The organism is Janthinobacterium sp. NKUCC08_JDC (assembly GCF_019345575.1).
In the GTDB taxonomy this organism is placed as follows: domain Bacteria; phylum Pseudomonadota; class Gammaproteobacteria; order Burkholderiales; family Burkholderiaceae_D; genus Janthinobacterium; species Janthinobacterium aestuarii.
This window is the reverse complement of sequence record NZ_JAHKQW010000006.1, coordinates 53,970-72,522: the sequence shown is the minus strand read 5'-3', so window position 1 is coordinate 72,522 and position 18,553 is coordinate 53,970. Positions and strand designations below refer to the sequence as shown.

The window sequence follows — 18,553 nt, the reverse complement described above, 5'->3', positions numbered from 1 at the left end:
GCATGCGTCTATCAGGGCAAGCTGACGTCGTAGCGCTTGCCCAGTCTTTTCAGCTCGCCCGTCTCGATCAGGTTATTCAGTTCCTGGTCGAACTGCACACGCAGCTTGTCGAAAGTGGGCGAACGGGGGAAGGCAAAATAGCCGTTTTGCAGTTCGATGATTCTGGGCAGGGGTTTCACCTGGCGTCCATAGCCGAGGCGGGCGATGACGGGATCGGTATTGCGACGGTTGCTGACGAAGACGTCGACGTGATTGTGCACCAGCATCTTCAAGCCATTTTCCACGTTGTTGGCCACGCTGACCTGCAAGCCGGGCCGCACGCGCTCCCATTCCGCGCCATAGGCCCAGCCATTGAGCAGCACCACCCTGCGGTTCTTCAGCACCGCGTAGTCGCCGTCCCAGCTGAAGCTGGCGTTCTGGCGCGTATAAAAGACCATCTGGTCCTGGTAAAACGGCTTGTCGGAAAAGGCCATGCTGGCAATGCGATCGGGCGTCTTGTAGGGACCGATCAGGATATCGGCCTGGCCCTGCACCAGCATGGCTTGCGCGCGCGCCCACGGCACCATGCGAAAACGCACGGTGTTACCCGTGCGCGCCGCCATCAGGCGCAGCAGTTCCGCGCCCAGTCCGCCATACTCGCCACCCTCCTGGTACTCGAACACGCGCTCGAACTGCGCGCCCACGGCCAGCAACTCGCGTGCCTGCAGAGGCATGGAAAATGCCGGCCACAGCAGCGCCAGGGCCAGCAGGCGCCGCCCTGCTTTTTTCATCAGCCGACGATGCGCAAGGAATAATCGGTGGCCCGCACGTCCTTGGTCAGGCTGCCGATCGAAATGCGGTCCACGCCCGTTTCGGCAATGGCGCGCACGGTGTCGAAATTGATGCCGCCCGACGCTTCGAGCAAGGCGCGGCCACCGGTCAAGGCCACGGCTTCGCGCATCATGTCGTTGCTGAAGTTATCGAGCAAGACGGAGACGGCGCCCGCATCGAGCGCTTCGCGCAATTGCGCCAGGGTTTCCACCTCGATTTGCACGGGCACGCCCGCGTCGAGATTGCGCGCGTTTTCCAGGGCCTGGCTGACGCCGCCCGCGGCCGCGATATGGTTTTCCTTGATCAGGATGCCATCGTACAGGGCCAGGCGCTGGTTCTTGCCGCCACCGACGCGCACGGCATATTTTTGCGCCAGGCGCAGGCCCGGCAAGGTCTTGCGCGTGTCGAGAATGGACGCCTTGGTACCGGCGATCACGTCGACATACTGGCGCGTGGCCGTGGCCACGGCGGACAGCAGTTGCAGGAAATTGAGGGCGCTGCGCTCGGCCGTGAGCAAGGCGCGCGCCGGCGCTTCAATCGTGCAGACGACGCTGTCGGCCGTCATCATGTCGCCTTCGGCGTAATGCCAGGCAATGTCGATGCTGCGATCCAGGCTTTTCATGATGCCTTCGAACCACGGCGCGCCGCACAGCACGGCCGCTTCGCGCACGATGACACGGGCCGTGACGATGTGGTCGGGCGGCACCAGCTCGCCCGTCAGGTCGCACTGGCCCACGTCTTCCAGCAAGGCGGCCAGCAAATTGCCTTCGAACGCGCGCACCAGGGCCGGATCGAAAGGGGCGAAAGAATTAACGAGGGTACTCATGCTGGACCGATTCCTTGGAACAATGTGGTTTCTTTAGCCAGGTCCGCGCCCGGCTTGAGGCCCGCCTTCTTGGCAGCGGCGAAGTCGAGCATGCGGTTGATCGAGCGCACGGCCAGCTGGCCGACGGCAGGATCGACGTGGATTTCGTTGTGCATGTTTTCCAGCGTCTGCGCCAGGTTCAGCAAGCCGTTCATGGCCATCCACGGGCAGTGCGCGCAGCTCTTGCAGGTGGCGCTGTTGCCGGCCGTGGGCGCTTCGATGAAACGTTTTCCTGGCGCGGCGGCACGCATCTTGTGCAGGATGCCGTTATCGGTGGCGACAATAAAAGTGTCCGTGTCCATGGTTTGCGCTGCGGCAATCATTTGCGACGTGGAACCCACCATGTCAGCCAGCGCCACCACGTTCGCGGGCGACTCCGGGTGCACGAGCACCTTGGCTTGCGGATACTCTTCCTTGAGCAGATCGAGTTCGATGCCCTTGAATTCGTCATGCACGAGGCAGCTACCCTGCCACAGCAGCATGTCGGCGCCCGTCTGCTTCTGGATGTAGGAACCCAGGTGCTTGTCGGGTGCCCAGAGGATTTTCTTGCCCTGCGCATGCAGGTGGGCCACGATGTCGAGGCCGATGGACGAGGTCACCATCCAGTCCGCGCGCGCCTTGACGGCCGCGCTGGTGTTGGCGTAGACGACAACCGTGCGGTCAGGATGGGCGTCGCAGAAGGCCGTGAATTCATCGACCGGACAGCCGAGGTCGAGCGAACAGGTCGCGTCGAGGTCGGGCATTAATACCGTTTTCTCGGGACTGAGAATCTTTGCCGTTTCACCCATGAAGCGCACACCAGCCACGACGAGGGTCTTGGCCGGATGGTCGCGCCCGAAGCGGGCCATTTCCAGGGAGTCGGAGACGCAGCCGCCCGTGGCTTCTGCCAGGTCTTGCAGGTCAGCATCAACGTAATAGTGGGCAACGAGCACGGCTTCGCGCTCGATCAGCAGGCGCTTGATGCGCGTGATCAGTTCGGCTTTCTCGGCCGGGGACGGCGTCGCTGGCGTGCGTGCCCAGGCGTGGGCAGTGCAGCTGGCTCCGTCTTGTGGATGTTCGTACTCGACGGATTTGATGGCTAAAGTTTGCATGGCTGTGTCAAACAAAAACGGGATAGACCGGCGCGATTGCAATAAAGCAGGTGCGCCGGAACGAATGGACCGCGGCGCGTCGGTGTGGTGCTGGCGGATGACGTTGTAATGTCGGATTACGCTGCGCTAATCCGACCTACGCGACCAACTCACCCTGACGTAGGTCGGATTAGCGCACAGCGCGTAATCCGACACAACGTTACCCTACAAATTAATCAATACCCTGGCTCTTCAAATAGTCTTCGTAATTGCCACGGTAATCAACCACTTCATCTTCCTTGATCTCGATGATGCGGTTGGCCAGCGAAGAAACGAATTCGCGGTCATGCGACACGAAGATCAGGGTGCCCGCGTATTTTTCCAGCGCGATGTTCAGGGACTCGATCGATTCCATGTCCATGTGGTTGGTCGGCTCATCGAGCATCAGCACGTTGTGGCGGCCCAGCATCAGCTTGCCGTACATCATGCGGCCTTTTTCACCGCCGGACAGCACCTTGACGGCCTTCTTGACATCGTCGCCGCCGAACAGCAAGCGGCCCAGGATGGAACGCACGGCCTGATCGTCGTCGCCCTCTTTCGTCCACTGGCCGATCCAGTCGGTCAGGTTCGTGTCCTTGGCGAAATCTTCCGTCGGGTCTTGCGGCATGTAGCCGACGTTGGCGTTTTCCGCCCACTTCACGCGGCCTTGGTCCGGCTGCAAGCCGGCGATATCGCCCGCGATGCAGCGCAGCATGGTGGTCTTGCCGGCGCCGTTGGCACCGATGATGGCGATGCGTTCGCCCGCTTCCACCATGATGGAAAAGTTCTTGAACAGCTGGCGGTCGAAGCCTTTCGAGATGTTCTCGACTTCCACGGCTAGGCGGTGCAATTTCTTTTCGCCGTCGAAACGCACGAACGGATAGGCGCGCGACGATGGCTTGATGTCGTCGACCTTGATCTTTTCGATCTGCTTGGCGCGCGACGTGGCCTGGCGGGCCTTCGACTTGTTCGCGGCGAAGCGGCGCACGAATTCCTGCAGCTCGGCAACCTTGTCTTTCGCTTTCGCGTTGTTGGCCAGTTGCTGGTTGCGCGCCTGGGTCGAGGCGAACATGTATTCGTCGTAGTTACCTGGATAAATCTTCAGGGTGCCGTAGTCCATGTCGGCCACGTGGGTGCACACCTGGTTCAGGAAGTGGCGATCATGGGAAATGATGATCATGGTGGAGTTGCGCTCGTTGAGCACGTCTTCCAGCCAGCGAATCGTGTTGATGTCCAGGTTATTCGTCGGCTCGTCGAGCAGCAGGATGTCCGGGTTCGAGAACAGCGCCTGTGCCAGCAGCACGCGCAGCTTCCAGCCTGGCGACACATTGCTCATCGGGCCTTGATGCAGGTCGATGGCGACACCGGCGCCCAGCAGCAGTTCGCCGGCGCGCGATTCGGCCGTGTAGCCGTCGTATTCGGACACTTTTCCTTCCAGTTCGGCCGCCTGCATGTAGTCGTCGTCCGTCGCTTCCGGGTTCGCGTAGATCGCGTCGCGCTGCTGGATGGCGGCCCACATTTCCGTGTGGCCCATCATGACGACGTCGAGGACGCGCATGTCTTCAAAAGCGAACTGGTCCTGGCGCAGCTTGCCCAGGCGTTCGTTGGTATCGAGCATGACGTTGCCGCCCGACGGGTCCAGGTCGCCGCCCAGGATCTTCATGAACGTCGACTTGCCGCAGCCGTTCGCGCCGATCAAACCATAGCGGTTGCCGTCGCCGAACTTGACGGAGATATTCTCAAACAATGGCTTGGCGCCAAACTGCATCGTAATATTTGCTGTAGATAGCATGTGATATTGGGTCTTTATTCAGTTAAAACAGCTAGTTAAGTACTTTTCTCCCATTATACAGCACCCACCCTCATCACTCTATAGTGGTCCGCCGAGGGCGCCCCGAGTGCATGCGGAGAAATAATGGCAAGAAAATATGATTGCCGTATTTCCATTTAGCAGATACGCTGCGCGGCATCCGTTTTCTCCCCTCCACCTTACAGGCTTCACTTGAAAAAAATCACCATCGCCGCGGCCGTGGCCGCCGCTGCCCTCGCTGTCACCGCCTACGCTTCGCCCTACTATGCCTTGCACCAGATCAAGACCGCGCTGGCCGAACGCAATGCCGACGCCCTGGCCGAACACGTGGACTTCCCCGCCCTGCGCGCCAGCGTCAAGACGCAGCTGGAGGCCAGCATGGCGCGCAGCATCGCGGCGACCGCCGGCAGCGACAACCCGCTGGCCGCGCTGGGCCAGTCGATCGCCAGCGCCATGCTGGGCAAGATGGTCGACACCATGGTCTCGCCCGCAGGTGTCGTCGCGCTGGTCAACAAGAGCGCCATCAGCCCGCAGGCGGATGCGAATACGAACGCGGATACGCCCGCCGACGGCGCGCAGAAAAAGGCCGAGTATTCGGCAGGCTACGCCGGTGTGAACACCTTCGTCGTGCGCGCGAAAAACGGCAATGCACAGGACGGCGCGCTGGTCCTGCTGCGCCATGGCGTGTGGGGCTGGAAACTGAGTTCGATCGAGATTGCGTCGGCGATGGCTGCACGTTAACCGGGAAATTTCATGCTGAAACACCCAGCTTTATCGCTGGCAATCGCCCTTGCCAGCGCCACGCCACTCGCCCACGCCCTCGATGGCACGGCCGGGAGCAGCCATTCTGTCGCCTCGCGCATGCGGGCGGAAACATCCACGGCCGCCGATCCTGACGCCCCCGCCCTGCTGCCCGTGCCCAGCGACATTTCGCTGGCCGAGCTGGAGCGCCGCCTGGCGCTGGGCCAGGCGCAGGCCGCTGAAAAACACCATACGAGCGCGCTCGATCCGGCAACGCTGACCGGTCTGGCGCGACAGATGGGCTGTATGGAAATTGTCGGCGTGCAACCGTTCGGCTTCCCGCTCGATCCAGCGCAGCCCACCGTCCTGAGCGGCGCCCACCTGCTGGCCCGCTGCCCGGACCGGGCTTACGTGACGATCACGGCGATGTCGATGGCGGGCAAGACGGGCAAGCGAGCCAGCATGGCGGCGCAATCGTTCAAGCAGACGGTGGATGGCCGGCCCGCGCGGCGCCTGTACTACAAGGCGCCCAACGGCCGCCAGAAGGAAACGCTGACCATCATCGATGGCAGCTATGCGTATGCGCTTGAGTACTGGTCGCTCGACGACAGCCAGCAAGGCGGCATGGTCGGCAAGCGCCGCATGGACACATTGACGTTGCAATAATAAGCGGGCGAAAATAGTCAAAATACTGTATATTTATACAGTTATTTACTATTTGCCTGCCCAGCATGCCTGCACACCCGCTCAGCGAATTACCCTACACCATCTGTGTCAGCGCCACGATCGACGTGGAGGTCGAACAAACCATCCTCGAGGGCTTGAACGCCTATAACGATGCGATCACGGGATACCAGGACAGGCAGGTATTGAGCGTGGTCGTGCGCGACCGCGACAGCCAGCGGGTGCTGGGCGGCGCCATGGGCCGGACCTCGCTGGGCCTGCTGTTTCTCGATTTGTTTTATTTACCCGCCGCCTTGCGAGGCTTGGGCCTGGGCAGCCAGATACTGGGGCAGTTCGAAGAACAAGGACGCCGGCGCGGCTGCGCCACGGCGGTGCTGTACACCATCAGTTTCCAGGCGCCCGAATTTTACGAGCGCCGCGGCTGGCGCCGCTTCGGCGACATTGCCTGCAGTCCAGAAGGGACGAGCCGGGTATTCATGAGCAAGACCTTGTAGGCTGTAGACAGCAGTGGCTGGCGGCAAAGCTGCCACCAGCCACGGTCAACCACGGTCAACAAGCGCTGCTTACATGCCCAGCGACTTGAGCAGATCGGCGTTGTCGTCGTCTTCCGGTTCCGCCGCAGGTGCGGGGGCGGCGTTACGTTCGCGGTTCGCGAATTCGCCATCCATCAGCGAGTCGGCATCGACTTCGCGCGAATCGAAATCGTGCAGCTTGATGAACTCGGTACGGTCGATCGCCAGTTCCAGATAGAAAATATTGTTCTTTTCCGTGTAGAAAGTGACGCGGCGCATTTCCGGGCGGTCCAGCGGCGTGTCGACACTGAGCATCACCTGCTTGTTCAGCACCAGCATCTTCGGCTGGCTCTGGGTGATGTTCGTTTGCAGCTCGCGGCGTACCTTGCCCGTGAAGTCGCCCACGATCTGGTTCATCAGCTCGCCCATGATGTTCGACACTTCGTCCGATGTGTAGAAGCTGGCCAGCTCCGACTTCGGCATACCCATGTGCAACATGTAGCGCTCGTAGATTTCCATCGCCGTATCGGCGGCAAAATTGAGCACGACCAGGCCCGTGAAACCGCCATCGAACATCACGAAGCAGCCGATGTCCGGCTTCAGGCCCGTCTTGGTGATGCGCTGCACCATGCCTGAATAATTGACCTTGCTTTGTGTTGCAACGTTGAGCACCCGAACCACCGAGTTGCACAAACTCATCAACAAATCTTCTGTACCGTACACAACATCCTTTTCTGCATCCATGAGCAACCTCTCCTACTATTTTAAAGATGACAGCACTGTTCCCTGCCCGCCGCGAGCCGAAACACGACCGTTTCGCTCAGCAAGCGGACGACTTCACCTTTGCATGCCTGACCTTGCGTGGCAGCGCGCGCCGCGTTGCCGCCGGCCCGAACCGCCCTCTTACCTTTTTCTGTATAGAAATAAGTATCATGCGCAGAATACCGAGATGTAACATTTCCGTCCAGCCATACCTGCATTTACTTGACGATCTGTGCGGAAATACCATACCTGGCCAGGTCACGGGCATGGTCGCAGGAAAAAGTGACTAGAAATCAAGTGCGCGCAACACCACGCCGCTGACCAGCAGATCGCGGCTCAGGTAGGAGAAGGCACGCTGGCCGATGCGCAGGCGGTGAGTGTCGAAGATGGCCAGCAAGTCGCCGCCCTGCCCCTGGTCCAGGCTGTGCAATGCCGTGACGGTGATGCGGCACGTCTTTTCCGCCCCGAAGACGGACAAGTGGAAGCGGATGGCGTCACCCGCCTGCTCGAGCGCGATGCTGTCGCGGAGAATTTCATAGGGCATGGCCGGGCGGCTCCTGGCAAGGTTGTCGCGGCAATGGCGCAAGCTCGGCGCCATTTCCCGCTGGGAATACGCCGAGAATAGCGGCAAGGTGCGCAAGCTACCGTCTGCCACCGAACATAAGTGCATACCAGTAGTCGCTCGTGTGTGGCCCTTGTTGCAGCCAGGCATGGCACCTAAAATAGTGTTTTATATTAAACATGATCGTGACGGCAAGCGATGGCACCGTCGCCCACAATGCAAGGAAGTCAATGAGCACACTGTTAGAGCAGGCAACGGGGGAAATGATGGCAGCCGTAGAAGAGTGGTTTGTCGAGCGCCTGAAGCGCACCGACCTGGAAAGCGCCGTGAATCGCACCACCTTACAAATGGGCATCTTCAACGAGTTATTGCTCGACTACAAACCTGGACGCAGCATGGCCGACGATTTCCAGCTGGCCGATGCCGAGGATTTCGCACCAAGGAGGACGCCATCGCGCCTCGATGAAGCCGTCGTGCGCGACATCATCGCGCCCCAACTGGTTGCCATTGTGCTAGCGAAGCTGGAAACACTGGCGGACACGCCCCTGATCGACTACCGCTTCAACTTTCGCGGCAAATTCCAGACGGCACAGGGCATGCTGCACCTGAACCTGCTCGACTACGTCAACGAAGGCAAGCGCAAGACCCTGCTCGAGCGCATACACAGCTACGTCACGCAAAAACTTGAACACGGCAAGCGGCCAACGAAAAAGCTGGAAACCTTCTTCCTGTCGCGCCACCTGCTCGATCCCCAGCTGTTTCCGCAGCCCGATATCGGCTGGACGCTGGCGCAATTCGAACGCATCGAGCAGCTGAACAAATCACGCCCGCAGGCGCTGGCCGAACATCGCGGCGATATCATCCGGGCCGTGTCGGCCTGGGCGGAAAATCAATTCCTGCCGCAGTTCTATGATGTGCGGCAATCGAGCTACCGCAGCGCGGAATACAGCTTGAAGGCGGGCGCGGCGCCAGACGCGCAGGCGCTGGCGCCGATCGACCTGCTGCTGTATGGCGCCGTCATGATCTTGCGGCACGAACCGAGCTATGCCAAATCGACAGGCCTCAAATTCCTGGAAATCGCGCGCGAACTGGGCAGCGAACGGGCCGTGCGCATGCTCAAGGAAGGCAGCGGCACCTTCCCCGATGCCGACATCCACGTGAAAAACGCGCTGCTGGAATGCCGCGCCAACGATGTGTTTGCCACGATCAACATCACCATCACACAGGAAGAGGAAGGCGCGTATGCGCAGGTGCTGGCCTTCATCACGCATCTGCTGCAAGCCGGTTTCCCGAAAAGCTACCAGATCAAGCTCAAATCCAAGGTCAAGGCATATTTGCCGATCAAGGGACTGGCCAAATCCGATACGCACCGCTTCTTTGCCAACGCCCTCGCCCATGCGTCCCTGCGGCCGCAGCTGGAAGCGTATGCACGCGCCGCCATCGAGCAATTCGAATTCTATGCCGACACGGAAGGCGAAAAGAATTGCATGCCCGGCAGTTACGCCGTGTTTGGGCTGGGCCTGCTCGATGCCCGCTATTTCCCGCTGGTGCAGCACTACATGGCCAACGTCGACGAGGAACACCAGTCCGTGCAGGACCAGTTCACGGCGGCCTTCGCCGAACAACATGGCGTCACGCGCGACTCCGCCCCTGTGCTGGCGGCGTGCCTGCGCGCGTGCACGGATAACGCAAAGGTCAGGATCCAGGCGGAACTGGAGGATATCGAGAAACTGGAACTGTTCTGCCAGCAACTGCAAGGGCTGGACGGCTATCTGGTCGAGCACATGCTGTATCCGGTCTGGGGCAAACTGGAAAAACTGGCGGCACTGGCGCGCAAGGCGCAAGGCCGGCGCAAGGAGCTGCTGCTGGCCTTGCTTGAAGCGGCCAGCAAGGCGCACGCCTGAAGTGTGCAACGTTATGACTTTCACCATCTATAATGCGGGCGCCGAAATTGCCGAAAAGCATCTTTTGGCGCCTGACATTGAATCATGGAGAAAACACATGCACAAGCCATTTCCTGCCGCCAGACTGCTGGCCGCCACCCTCGCCGCCGCGCTGATGCAGCCCGCCATGGCGGCTGAACCCACTGCCGTCGAACTGGCGCCGCTGGCCGTCGCCGACCTGTATATCAAGACCATCATCAACCAGGATGAAGCCAGCGTCGCCAAACTCAACGCCTACCTGCGCCCCACGCGCCTGGCGGGCCATCAAAGCGCCGAATACGCGTCGTACAGCGCCCTGAAGGCAGCGGACGCCCAGTTTCCAACGCAAACAGGCAAGCTGATCGCCGACCTGTTCCCCGCCGACATGCGCGCAGCCGTCACGCCGGCCGCCGAACTGCTGGCCGCCAATGTCATCGCCGCCAAGAATGGCGCCGTGTGCCAGGCCACCAAGGCGGACCCCGTGACGGTGCAAAACGGCATGCAAACGACGGCCGTCAGCTTCGAATGCCAGGTCGTCAAGGTGCCCGTGGCATGGGCGCCTGCCGCCCAGCAACTGGCGAAGAGCGGCTGCAAGGTCGAGCAATGCACGGCCGGCCTGCAAAAGATCGCCGCAACCTACACGAGCTCGCCAAAGCAGACATGGCGCGCCGTGTTTGCCGTCAGCCGCGAAAAGAACTCGGAAGCCTGGCGCAACGATTTCGCGCGCGAAACCTTCGATGAAATCTGGGAATACCTGTAATCCTTCACGGAGCTATACACTGCCGATGGACAAGCCCAAACTGACCCCAGTCGCCCAGCCCGCAGGCTTGGCCTTGCTGCGCCTGCTTGCCCCCGACCATGTGGAGGTCACGCTGGGCGCGCAAGTGCTGGCGCAAGATCTGCACGCCCTGTACGGCAAGCAATTGCTGGCGCTGCTGCGCCGGCTGCGTGCCGCCCAGTCCAACCAGCAACACTATGCGGGCGCCAGCGTCGAGCAGGCCGAACAGCTGTTCGGCGCCGCCATCGCCGCCGTCAAGGCCGAGCTGGCCACGCGCCCGCACATCCCCAACAAGCAGGAAGCCAAGGCCTTGCGCCAGGCGGCGGCAAAAAAGCGCTGACCGAGGCGCAAGCCGGACGCCGGCACGACCATCCCGTGCGCGCTTCCGCGCCAGCCCCCTCCTATAATCGGAAGCTCTTCTGTTTCCGCTATTGAAAGACGCCCATGTCCACACGATCTTCCCGCCGCGTATTGAGCGCCCTTGCTTTCACCGGCCTGGCCGCCATGCAGGCGGCCCATGCCCAAGCTACCGGCCCCATCGACGCGCGCGCCGTCTGGCAGGAACGCTCGCTGTCGGCTTGCCGCAGCGAACAATCACCGACGGCGCCCGACGTCTGTCTGCTGCGCGCCATGCAGCGCAGCGGCGCGCGTCCGCAAGCCATCGCCGCCGCCAGGATGCTGGTCAAGGCAAACAAGGCGGGCTTCATCTCGGCCTGGCGTCCGCTGGGCAAGGCGGCCCTGGCCACCGTCACCTATCCGTTTCGCGCCAACACGAATGAAGGCACCTTGCTGATCGGCAGCGATGGCGCGGCCATCGACGTCGACGAAGGTTCCGTGCGCGAGGAAGACCGCGCCACGCCGGCCTGGCGCGCGTTTGCCGCCGCCCATCCGGACTCCGTCCCGTTTGCGCCCGCCGATTTCGTCGGCAGCACGGCCACCGACGATGGCGGCCAGCGCCTGCTGTTTTCCACGCCCCTGATGACCTGCCATGCCTGCGCCGAGGATGGCGCGCTGCTGGTTGCCTACACGCTCGACAAGGCCGGCATCGTGCGCGAGCGGCAACTCTTGACGATCAAGTAATACTGCATCAAAGATAAGATAGAATCGCCCGATGGCATGTCCATACGAGTACATGCCACCGATCCAACTCTTATCACAGGAAAACATGCGCCGCCCCTGCCTTGCACTGCACCTCACCGCAGCCCTGCTGCTGTCCAGCCCCTTCCATCTCGCCACTGCCGCGCCCGCCGTTACCGCGGCCTCCAGCGCGGCTACGCCGCTCGTCATCGGTGAAAGTTTCAACATCGATTCGCAGGCGCTGCAGGAAAAGCGCCACATCAATGTGTACATGGCGCGTGCCTGGGATACTGCGCCCGATGCACCGCTGCCCGTGCTGTACATGCCGGACGGTGGCGTCGCGGAAGATTTCCTGCACGTGGCCGGCTTGCTGCAAGTGTCGGTAGCAAATGGCACGATGCGCCCCTTCATGCTGGTCGGCATGCAAAACACGCAGCGCCGGCGCGACTTGACGGGGCCGACGGACAGCGCGGAAGACCGCAAGATCGCCCCCTTGGTTGGCGGCGCGTCCGCCTACCGGGCCTTCATCCGCGATGAACTGATGCCGGAAATTGCGCGCCGCTACCGCACGACGGGCGAAACGGCCATCGTCGGCGAATCGCTGGCGGGCCTGTTCGTCGTGGAAACGTATCTGCTGGAACCGCAGCTGTTCGACCATTACCTGGCATTCGACCCCAGCCTGTGGTGGAATCGCGGCGCCCTGCCGCGCGAAGCGGCAGCCTTGCTGGCCAAGGGCAAGCCAGGCAAGCGCAGCCTGTACCTGGCTTCGAGCAGCGAGTCAGGCATCGCCATCGAAGTGCAGCGCCTGGCTGACGTGCTGGAGAAACAGACGCCGTCCGGCTTGCAATGGCATGTGGAAAAAATGCCAGAAGAAACCCATGGCACGATCTATCACCCGGCAGCCCTGAAGGCTTTCCGCGCCGTGTTCAAACCGCAATAAGCGGCCGGGCAGCAAGACATGGACAAACTGTAATCTGGCGCGGGGCTTGCCCGCCACATCGGGCGGGTAAAATCGGCGGCCCTTCTTTCCCCGCCCGATTACAGATACCCATGAGTTTTCTTCAACTATTTATTCTTTCCATCGTCCAGGGCTTCGCCGAGCTGCTGCCCGTGTCCAGCTCCGCCCACGTCATCATGGCGGAGAAATTGATGGGGCTGGATCCCACGTCGCCGGAGCTGACCATGCTGCTGGTGATGCTGCACACAGGCACCATGTTCGCCGTCATCGTGTATTTCTGGGCATCCTGGCGCGCCACGTATTTCAGTTCGACCAGCGCTTTCCGCAGCAACGTCCTGCTGCTCGCAGCGTCCACGGCCCTGACGGGCATCGTCGGCTTTGGCTTGCTGAAGGTTATTACGCACGTCATGAGCAAGGATGCGCCCGGCTTTGAAATCGAACACCTGTTCGGCAACGCGAAACTGATAGCCGCCGCGCTGGCCGCCGCCGGCGTGCTGATCATTGTGTCCTCACGCCAGCAAGCGCGCCAGCATGGCACCTTGTCCATCGGCAAGGCGATGGTGATCGGCGCCGTGCAAGGCCTGTGCCTGCCCTTCCGGGGATTTTCCCGCTCGGGCGCCACCATTTCCGCCGGTATCGCCATGGGCGTGCCGCAGCGCCGCGCCGAGGAATTCAGCTTCGCCCTGGCCGTCGTACTGACGCCGGCCGTGCTGGCCAAGGAAGGCTGGCGCTTTTACCAGGCCGTGACAAATGGCAGCCTGGACCACCTGGAACACGGCAACAGCCTGCTGCACCTGCTCGGCCCAAGCCTGCTGGGCATGCTGCTGTCGTTCCTGGTCGGCTTACTGGCCCTGCGCTGGCTGTCACGCTGGCTGGAACAGGGGCGCTGGCATTTCTTTGGCGCGTATTGCCTGCTGGCCTCCTTGGTGGTGCTGTACGTAGGGTAAAATCGCCGGGTTTGCAATTTGCACACACATCCCAGCCAGGTTCTACTGAAAGCCAACGATGAATTTCGCCGCCACCGCCGCCCTCTCGCTTGCCATGTCCACCGATGCCTTCGCGGCCGCCGTGGGCAAGGGCGCCGCCCTGCACAAGCCGCAATGGCGCGAGGCGCTGCGCACGGGCCTGATTTTTGGCGTCATCGAAGCCATCACGCCCATCATCGGCTGGGCCCTGGGCAGCGTGGCGGCGCCCTACGTGGAAGCGTGGGACCACTGGATCGCCTTCAGCCTGCTCGGCATCATCGGCTTGCTGATGATACGCAATGCCTTGAGCGATAGCGATGAGGAGGAAGCGCCGGCCCAGTCGCACTCGTTCTGGGTGCTGGCCGTCACCGGTCTGGCGACCAGCATCGACGCCATGGTGGTGGGTGCGGGCCTGGCCTTGCTGGGCGCGAATATTGTCGTCACTGCCGCCGCCATCGGCTTTTCAACCTTCGTCATGGTGACCCTGGGCGTGATGCTGGGCCGCGTGCTGGGCACGGTGGCGGGCCGGCGCGCCGAACTGGTGGGCGGCCTCGTGCTGATCGTCATCGGCTGCGTGATCCTGTACGAGCATATCGGCCATCCGGCCTGAGGTCCGGACAAGCGATGCGCGCGGCCCCGGCGGCGCGCTTTGTGCTACATTCAATGCTCTGCATTCCTGTCTCACAAGGTGACCATCATGGAAACTATTGAGCTGCTTTTTGCCTCGCTGGTGCGCGAAACTGCCGAATCGATACGCGACCACCACGTTCCTTTTGCCATCAAACACGACGAGCGTGCCTATTTCGAGTGGATGGATGGGCACCCGATCAATGGCTATATCCAGGAAGCGTATCGGGAGATTGAGGAAACCGCCCAACAAATCCGCGCCATTCGCGCTGGGTGATGACGGCTGCCGCAAGCTACTGCGCGCGGCGCCTTGCGGCTGGCGATGCTCATCGCACCAAAGTGCGGTTGCGCTTCTCAGCCACACATCCCCTCCGCTCGCTACGCTTGCGGCAAACGTCGATACGCTCGTTAAAGCTTTTCTGTGAACGTATTGATTCAAATCAAACACTCAACCGTTCCAATCGAATGGATAGTCCAAAGCCATGACAATCAGGTCTGGAGGCGGGAGACATGGATCAGGGACAAAAACACCAGATCAGGGGCTATGAATTTCATGTGGCGGGGGCGCTGGAGAAGGATGGGCGCTACCGGGGCATGATTTTGATCAGCAAGCGCGGCGATACGCAGCAGGTGTATGCCAAGCCCGTATTGATAGAAACGGCGAGCAGTTTCAAGTCCGTGCATGCGGCCTTGATCGAGGCCTCGGCGTATGCGCAGGAACTCATCTATAACGGCGCCATCAAGGCCTTGCTGCCGGCCGATGGCCAGCTAGCCGGAAAACAGGCGCCGCAGCCGCCGGATTTCGTCGGCAATTGACGCAGGCAAGCCCGTCCGGTTATTCGGGACGGTGCGTATAATGACGCGCTTTCCCGGATGAAAACTCAACACCATGGAATTTGTGAATTTACCGCTGGTCTTCCTCGTCGGCTGCGCGCTGATCGCCTTGCTGGCCAAGAAAAACGGCTACTCGTGGTATCTGTTTTTCTTCGCGATTGCCGTGCCCGCTCCCCTGCTACTGCTGGCCTTGCCCCATGTGCTGGGCGTGGAGACCGCATCGCTGACCTCCGTACGCCTGGGCGCCGCCCTGCTGCTGCCGCTCGCCGGCCTGGTGCTGGCCCTGCGGGGCAAGCGCTAAGGCCGGTTCAGCGTGCCGGCACGCCATCGGCCAGGCGCCAGCCGATCGACAAGGCCAGTTGCTGCGCTTCTTTTTCATTGCTGCAATCGTCATAGTCGCAGGTATCCGCATAGGCGCCGCACGCCTGGTTCTGGCTGACATACGAACCGACCCAGCGGCCATCGCGGCGCTGGCTGGCCGTCGCGCTGATGATAAAACCTTTGTGGGTGGTGGGGTTTTCAAAAGACATAATTCCTCCGATACAAGAATAACGTCAGGAACCTGACTGGCCTCCACTGTGCGCCGCCTGTCGCAAGCAGTCTGTACGTTTGACCACACACAGAAAGCACGCACGCGCCTGCCTCGCGGCGCCCGGTGATCGGGTATGATTTCAACATGTGTGGACGACTCGATCAAAATGGCACGGCGCCCGAGCTGGCGTCATCGTTCGGCTGGACCGACGCGGTATTCGACAGCGAGGCCGAGCCGCACCTGAACGTGTCGCCCGGTACTTACCGGCCCGTGCTGCATATCCAGGATGGCGTGCACAGGGTCGACGATGTCTTCTGGGGCTACCGCCCCGCCTGGGCCGCGCAAGCCGTGCCCGCGCCCGGCAAGAAAAAAATCCCCATCGCCATCAATGCCCGCCTGGAAAAACTCGCCGGGTCCTACTGGAAGCCCCTGCTGCGCGCGGGACGCGGCATCGTCTGCGTGGACGGCTGGTCTGAGTGGACGGGAGAAAAAGGCAGCAAACAGCCGTGGCACATCCACCGCAAGGACCGCGCGCCCCTGTTCCTGCTGGCGCTGGCCCAGTTCGGCCCGTACAAGCACAGCCGCGAAGAAGCGGGTTTCGTGCTGGTGACGGCCGACAGCCTCGGCGGCATGGTCGATATCCACGACCGCCGGCCCGTGGCCGTCAGCCTGGAAGACGCGCACCGCTGGCTCGACCCCGCCCTGACACCGGAGCAAGCGCTGCACCTGGCGCGCACCTGCATGCTCGACGTGGAACTGTTCGAGTGGCATGCCGTCGATAATCCCCTCGTGCCGTCGGCCAAACCCAAGCCGCCACCACCGGCCGCGGCGCAAAGCGCGTTCGACTGGGGCGACTAACTCAGGCGGGCAATCGCGCCAGCCGGCGCCACAGCGCTTCCATCGGCCCCTGGCGGAAATGTCGCAGCCAGTAGCGGCTGAGCAGCACCTGCCCTGCCATGATCAGCACGGCCAGTCCCAGCATCTCGGCCGGACGCAGTGTTGCGCCCCAGCCCAGGCCCGGCCCTTGCAGCAGCCACGTGCCGATCACCGATTGCAGCAGATAATTGCTGAGCGCCATGCGTCCCACGGGCGCCAGCCATACCGCTAGCCAGCGCAGCATGAATGGACCGGCCAGCATCAGCGCCGCCACATAGCCAGCCGCCAGCACGGGGCCGCCGGCGAACAGGCCCACTTCGAACAGGGCCGTGTCGAATACGGTTTGATACGGATCGGCCACCTGCCACGCGACGGCGCCCGCCGCCAGCAGGTTGAACGGCAAGCCCACGCCCAGCCCCACGGCACGCACACGGCGCCATAGCAGCTGATGGCGCTGCGGCTGCGTCAGCCAGCCCAAGCGCACGGACAAGATGCCCAGCAGGAACAGCACGATGATGTGCGGCAGCATGACGATGGCGTATAGCAGGGAAACGAGGAAATCGTTGGCGCGCAGCTTGGCCACGGCCCAAGCGCCGCCTTGCGTGTAGATGGTGTAACGCTCCGCAAAGCCTTGCAGGTCGCGCGCGATGTCCGGCGCGCCGCCCTGCTGGTCCATGGGAATCAGCAAGCACATGAATAACAGAAAACCGGCGGCCACCAGCCAGGCGCGATTGCGTATGCGGCTGAGCTTGGCCGCTGCCAGCGGCAGGATCAGCATGCCGGCCACCGCATACGAAGTCAGCACGTCGCCGCTCCAGATGAGGAAACCATGCAACAGGCCAAACACGAGCAGCCAGCGCAGCCGGCGCCGATAAGCCGCTTGCGCCTGCTCCCAGCTGCCCAGTTGGCGCTTCAGGGAACGTGTCTGCAAGGCAAATCCCGCGCCGAACAGAAACGCGAAGATGGGATAGAACTTGAATTGCGCCAGCGCCGCCACGCCGAAAATGACGAGCTGGTCCAGCACGGGCGGCTGCGCCGGCAAGGTACCGTAGCGCAGGGACAAGGTGCTCCAGGCAAAGCCCCAGATATTCACCAGCAAGATGCCAAACACGGCGATGCCGCGCAGCACATCGAGCTGCAGCAGCCTGCCGGGCTTGGCGGACATGGAGCTCAAGGCGTTCAGGGGCGCGCCAGGGTCGGGTAGTCGGTCACTTGCAGACTGAAGCCGGACGCATCCGATTGCAGGCGCGCTTGGCCGCCGAATGGCAAGGTAACACGGCGGCGGATATGGCCGAACTCGAGCCCCGTCAGCACGGGCACGGGCAAGCGTTCGCGCACGTAGGCCAGCATGGCGTCGAAATCGTAGCCATTATCCATCGGACTCAATTTATAGGCGGAAAAATCGCCGAGTACCACGGCTTGCTGGCGGCCAATCACACCCGCGTGCAGCAATTGCAGCAGCATGCGTTCGACCCGGTATGGGTGTTCGTTGACGTCTTCCAGGAACAAAATGCCGCCATCGATCTCGGGGAAATACGGCGTACCGAGCAGATGCACGAGCATGGCCAGGTTGCCGCCCCACAGCTTGCCTTGCAGCTCGACCTGCGGATTGCCCGCCGCCGTGCCCGTGACCGTGTGCGTGGGACCGGCCAGGCACGACCACAGTTGATCGAGCGTAAACTGCTCGGGCTCGTCGCGGATGAAATCGTCGCAGATCATGGGGCCGGCAAAGCTGGCGCGGCCCGTTTTCGCCATCAAGCCCATGTGGAAGGCCGTGAAGTCGCTGTAGCCGACAAACAGTTTGCCGCTATCGGCCATGGCGGTAAAGTTGATGTCGGGCAGGATGCGGCTGATGCCGTAGCTGCCGCGCAGAGCGATCACCACCTGCACGTCCGGGTCGGCAGCGGCCGCGTTCAGCTGCGCCAGGCGGCCCGCATCCGTGCCGCCGAAGCGCTGGAATGTGTGGTCGGGATCGTAGTAATTATGGACAGTGGCGCCTTGCGCCTGCAAGCGGGCGATGCCGCGTTCCAAAGCCGCCGCGTCGGGCGCATAACCGCCCGGTGCAACGATGGCGATGCCAATCTCAGGTGTCTTCAAAATGCCCGTGCCTTCAAAAGTTGTGGGCGCGC

The 18,553-nt window shown here is 62.0% G+C and carries 23 protein-coding genes; 14 read left to right on the top strand and 9 right to left on the bottom strand.

Going from position 1 to position 18,553, the window contains the following annotated elements; genetic code table 11:
* Window positions 1-11 precede the first annotated feature (11 nt).
* The 4 genes from KO538_RS16245 to KO538_RS16230 all read right to left on the bottom strand — a co-directional run bounded on the left by KO538_RS16245 (window position 12) and on the right by KO538_RS16230 (window position 4,576).
* On the bottom strand, window positions 12-770 hold the full coding sequence (locus KO538_RS16245) for an ABC transporter substrate-binding protein (RefSeq protein ID WP_034756058.1): 759 nt from the start codon (window positions 768-770) through the stop codon (window positions 12-14).
* Window positions 770-1,636, bottom strand: coding sequence for a carboxylating nicotinate-nucleotide diphosphorylase (gene nadC / locus KO538_RS16240; protein WP_219328970.1), 867 nt, complete (start codon window positions 1,634-1,636; stop codon window positions 770-772). The genes KO538_RS16245 and nadC overlap by 1 nt, the downstream gene beginning before the upstream one ends.
* Window positions 1,633-2,766, bottom strand: a complete 1,134-nt coding sequence (gene nadA / locus KO538_RS16235) for a quinolinate synthase NadA (protein WP_034756048.1) — start codon at window positions 2,764-2,766, stop codon at window positions 1,633-1,635. The genes nadC and nadA overlap by 4 nt, the downstream gene beginning before the upstream one ends.
* 211 nt (window positions 2,767-2,977) lie before the next feature.
* A complete protein-coding gene (locus KO538_RS16230) occupies window positions 2,978-4,576 on the bottom strand; it encodes an ABC-F family ATPase (RefSeq protein ID WP_034756044.1) in 1,599 nt (532 codons plus the stop codon).
* Window positions 4,577-4,786: 210 nt separating this feature from the next.
* Between KO538_RS16230 and KO538_RS16225 the strand changes: the two genes are divergently transcribed.
* The 3 genes from KO538_RS16225 (at window position 4,787) to KO538_RS16215 (ending at window position 6,513) form a co-directional block, all read left to right on the top strand.
* On the top strand, window positions 4,787-5,335 hold the full coding sequence (locus KO538_RS16225; protein WP_219328969.1) for a DUF2939 domain-containing protein: 549 nt from the start codon (window positions 4,787-4,789) through the stop codon (window positions 5,333-5,335).
* Window positions 5,336-5,347: 12 nt separating this feature from the next.
* Window positions 5,348-6,001 carry a hypothetical protein gene (locus KO538_RS16220; protein ID WP_219328968.1) on the top strand — a complete coding sequence of 218 codons (654 nt, stop codon included), beginning with the start codon at window positions 5,348-5,350 and terminating at the stop codon, window positions 5,999-6,001.
* Window positions 6,002-6,066: 65 nt separating this feature from the next.
* Window positions 6,067-6,513: a GNAT family N-acetyltransferase gene (locus tag KO538_RS16215; protein ID WP_219328967.1), complete on the top strand. Its 447-nt coding sequence runs from the start codon at window positions 6,067-6,069 to the stop codon at window positions 6,511-6,513.
* Between the two features lie 69 nt (window positions 6,514-6,582).
* On the opposite strand, the gene KO538_RS16210 is transcribed toward KO538_RS16215, so the two are convergent.
* Both KO538_RS16210 and KO538_RS16205 read right to left on the bottom strand, forming a co-directional pair.
* Complete coding sequence (locus tag KO538_RS16210; protein WP_034756036.1) at window positions 6,583-7,275, bottom strand: DUF3334 family protein; 693 nt, start codon at window positions 7,273-7,275, stop codon at window positions 6,583-6,585.
* Window positions 7,276-7,579: 304 nt separating this feature from the next.
* Complete coding sequence (locus tag KO538_RS16205) at window positions 7,580-7,948, bottom strand: DUF1488 family protein (RefSeq protein ID WP_219328966.1); 369 nt, start codon at window positions 7,946-7,948, stop codon at window positions 7,580-7,582.
* Window positions 7,949-8,085: 137 nt separating this feature from the next.
* Here KO538_RS16205 and KO538_RS16200 point away from each other — a divergent pair, with 137 nt between their 5' ends.
* The 10 genes from KO538_RS16200 (at window position 8,086) to KO538_RS16155 (ending at window position 15,317) form a co-directional block, all read left to right on the top strand.
* Complete coding sequence (locus KO538_RS16200; RefSeq protein WP_219328965.1) at window positions 8,086-9,759, top strand: DUF6138 family protein; 1,674 nt, start codon at window positions 8,086-8,088, stop codon at window positions 9,757-9,759.
* A 97-nt stretch (window positions 9,760-9,856) separates the two neighbouring features.
* The gene (locus KO538_RS16195; RefSeq protein ID WP_219328964.1) at window positions 9,857-10,537 is read left to right on the top strand and encodes a hypothetical protein; all 681 of its coding nucleotides are present in this window, start codon (window positions 9,857-9,859) and stop codon (window positions 10,535-10,537) included.
* Window positions 10,538-10,562: 25 nt separating this feature from the next.
* Window positions 10,563-10,895, top strand: coding sequence for a hypothetical protein (locus KO538_RS16190; protein ID WP_219328963.1), 333 nt, complete (start codon window positions 10,563-10,565; stop codon window positions 10,893-10,895).
* Window positions 10,896-10,999: 104 nt separating this feature from the next.
* Window positions 11,000-11,635, top strand: a complete 636-nt coding sequence (locus KO538_RS16185) for a hypothetical protein (RefSeq protein ID WP_219328962.1) — start codon at window positions 11,000-11,002, stop codon at window positions 11,633-11,635.
* Between the two features lie 85 nt (window positions 11,636-11,720).
* Window positions 11,721-12,572, top strand: a complete 852-nt coding sequence (locus tag KO538_RS16180; protein ID WP_219328961.1) for an alpha/beta hydrolase — start codon at window positions 11,721-11,723, stop codon at window positions 12,570-12,572.
* Between the two features lie 110 nt (window positions 12,573-12,682).
* Complete coding sequence (locus tag KO538_RS16175) at window positions 12,683-13,537, top strand: undecaprenyl-diphosphate phosphatase (protein WP_219328960.1); 855 nt, start codon at window positions 12,683-12,685, stop codon at window positions 13,535-13,537.
* Window positions 13,538-13,595: 58 nt separating this feature from the next.
* The gene (gene mntP / locus KO538_RS16170; protein WP_034756017.1) at window positions 13,596-14,165 is read left to right on the top strand and encodes a manganese efflux pump MntP; all 570 of its coding nucleotides are present in this window, start codon (window positions 13,596-13,598) and stop codon (window positions 14,163-14,165) included.
* Window positions 14,166-14,252: 87 nt separating this feature from the next.
* The gene (locus tag KO538_RS16165) at window positions 14,253-14,459 is read left to right on the top strand and encodes a hypothetical protein (RefSeq protein ID WP_034756014.1); all 207 of its coding nucleotides are present in this window, start codon (window positions 14,253-14,255) and stop codon (window positions 14,457-14,459) included.
* 233 nt (window positions 14,460-14,692) lie between these two features.
* Complete coding sequence (locus tag KO538_RS16160; RefSeq protein ID WP_034756011.1) at window positions 14,693-14,998, top strand: hypothetical protein; 306 nt, start codon at window positions 14,693-14,695, stop codon at window positions 14,996-14,998.
* A 73-nt stretch (window positions 14,999-15,071) separates the two neighbouring features.
* Window positions 15,072-15,317, top strand: a complete 246-nt coding sequence (locus KO538_RS16155; RefSeq protein ID WP_034756010.1) for a hypothetical protein — start codon at window positions 15,072-15,074, stop codon at window positions 15,315-15,317.
* A gap of 7 nt (window positions 15,318-15,324) precedes the next feature.
* Here the strand turns inward: KO538_RS16155 and KO538_RS16150 are convergent, their stop codons facing one another.
* The gene (locus KO538_RS16150) at window positions 15,325-15,546 is read right to left on the bottom strand and encodes a hypothetical protein (RefSeq protein ID WP_219328959.1); all 222 of its coding nucleotides are present in this window, start codon (window positions 15,544-15,546) and stop codon (window positions 15,325-15,327) included.
* Window positions 15,547-15,692: 146 nt separating this feature from the next.
* On the opposite strand from KO538_RS16150, the gene KO538_RS16145 reads away from it, so the two are divergent.
* Window positions 15,693-16,406 carry an SOS response-associated peptidase gene (locus KO538_RS16145; RefSeq protein WP_219328958.1) on the top strand — a complete coding sequence of 238 codons (714 nt, stop codon included), beginning with the start codon at window positions 15,693-15,695 and terminating at the stop codon, window positions 16,404-16,406.
* Between the two features lies 1 nt (window position 16,407).
* On the opposite strand, the gene KO538_RS16140 is transcribed toward KO538_RS16145, so the two are convergent.
* Together KO538_RS16140 and ldcA are read right to left on the bottom strand one after the other, a co-directional pair.
* On the bottom strand, window positions 16,408-17,589 hold the full coding sequence (locus KO538_RS16140; protein WP_219328957.1) for a DUF418 domain-containing protein: 1,182 nt from the start codon (window positions 17,587-17,589) through the stop codon (window positions 16,408-16,410).
* A gap of 14 nt (window positions 17,590-17,603) precedes the next feature.
* Window positions 17,604-18,521, bottom strand: a complete 918-nt coding sequence (gene ldcA, locus KO538_RS16135; RefSeq protein ID WP_219328956.1) for a muramoyltetrapeptide carboxypeptidase — start codon at window positions 18,519-18,521, stop codon at window positions 17,604-17,606.
* Window positions 18,522-18,553 lie beyond the last annotated feature (32 nt).

Excerpts from the sequence above, each read along its gene's own strand:
- KO538_RS16245 (WP_034756058.1), bottom strand. The coding sequence starts at position 770 with ATGAAAAAAGCAGGGCGGCGCCTGCTGGCCCTGGCGCTGCTGTGGCCG.
- nadC (WP_219328970.1), bottom strand. The coding sequence starts at position 1,636 with ATGAGTACCCTCGTTAATTCTTTCGCCCCTTTCGATCCGGCCCTGGTG.
- nadA (WP_034756048.1), bottom strand. The coding sequence starts at position 2,766 with ATGCAAACTTTAGCCATCAAATCCGTCGAGTACGAACATCCACAAGAC.
- KO538_RS16230 (WP_034756044.1), bottom strand. The coding sequence starts at position 4,576 with ATGCTATCTACAGCAAATATTACGATGCAGTTTGGCGCCAAGCCATTG.
- KO538_RS16220 (WP_219328968.1), top strand. The coding sequence starts at position 5,348 with ATGCTGAAACACCCAGCTTTATCGCTGGCAATCGCCCTTGCCAGCGCC.
- KO538_RS16215 (WP_219328967.1), top strand. The coding sequence starts at position 6,067 with ATGCCTGCACACCCGCTCAGCGAATTACCCTACACCATCTGTGTCAGC.
- KO538_RS16210 (WP_034756036.1), bottom strand. The coding sequence starts at position 7,275 with ATGGATGCAGAAAAGGATGTTGTGTACGGTACAGAAGATTTGTTGATG.
- KO538_RS16200 (WP_219328965.1), top strand. The coding sequence starts at position 8,086 with ATGAGCACACTGTTAGAGCAGGCAACGGGGGAAATGATGGCAGCCGTA.
- KO538_RS16195 (WP_219328964.1), top strand. The coding sequence starts at position 9,857 with ATGCACAAGCCATTTCCTGCCGCCAGACTGCTGGCCGCCACCCTCGCC.
- KO538_RS16190 (WP_219328963.1), top strand. The coding sequence starts at position 10,563 with ATGGACAAGCCCAAACTGACCCCAGTCGCCCAGCCCGCAGGCTTGGCC.
- KO538_RS16185 (WP_219328962.1), top strand. The coding sequence starts at position 11,000 with ATGTCCACACGATCTTCCCGCCGCGTATTGAGCGCCCTTGCTTTCACC.
- KO538_RS16180 (WP_219328961.1), top strand. The coding sequence starts at position 11,721 with ATGCGCCGCCCCTGCCTTGCACTGCACCTCACCGCAGCCCTGCTGCTG.
- KO538_RS16175 (WP_219328960.1), top strand. The coding sequence starts at position 12,683 with ATGAGTTTTCTTCAACTATTTATTCTTTCCATCGTCCAGGGCTTCGCC.
- mntP (WP_034756017.1), top strand. The coding sequence starts at position 13,596 with ATGAATTTCGCCGCCACCGCCGCCCTCTCGCTTGCCATGTCCACCGAT.
- KO538_RS16165 (WP_034756014.1), top strand. The coding sequence starts at position 14,253 with ATGGAAACTATTGAGCTGCTTTTTGCCTCGCTGGTGCGCGAAACTGCC.
- KO538_RS16160 (WP_034756011.1), top strand. The coding sequence starts at position 14,693 with ATGGATCAGGGACAAAAACACCAGATCAGGGGCTATGAATTTCATGTG.
- KO538_RS16155 (WP_034756010.1), top strand. The coding sequence starts at position 15,072 with ATGGAATTTGTGAATTTACCGCTGGTCTTCCTCGTCGGCTGCGCGCTG.
- KO538_RS16150 (WP_219328959.1), bottom strand. The coding sequence starts at position 15,546 with ATGTCTTTTGAAAACCCCACCACCCACAAAGGTTTTATCATCAGCGCG.
- KO538_RS16145 (WP_219328958.1), top strand. The coding sequence starts at position 15,693 with ATGTGTGGACGACTCGATCAAAATGGCACGGCGCCCGAGCTGGCGTCA.
- KO538_RS16140 (WP_219328957.1), bottom strand. The coding sequence starts at position 17,589 with ATGTCCGCCAAGCCCGGCAGGCTGCTGCAGCTCGATGTGCTGCGCGGC.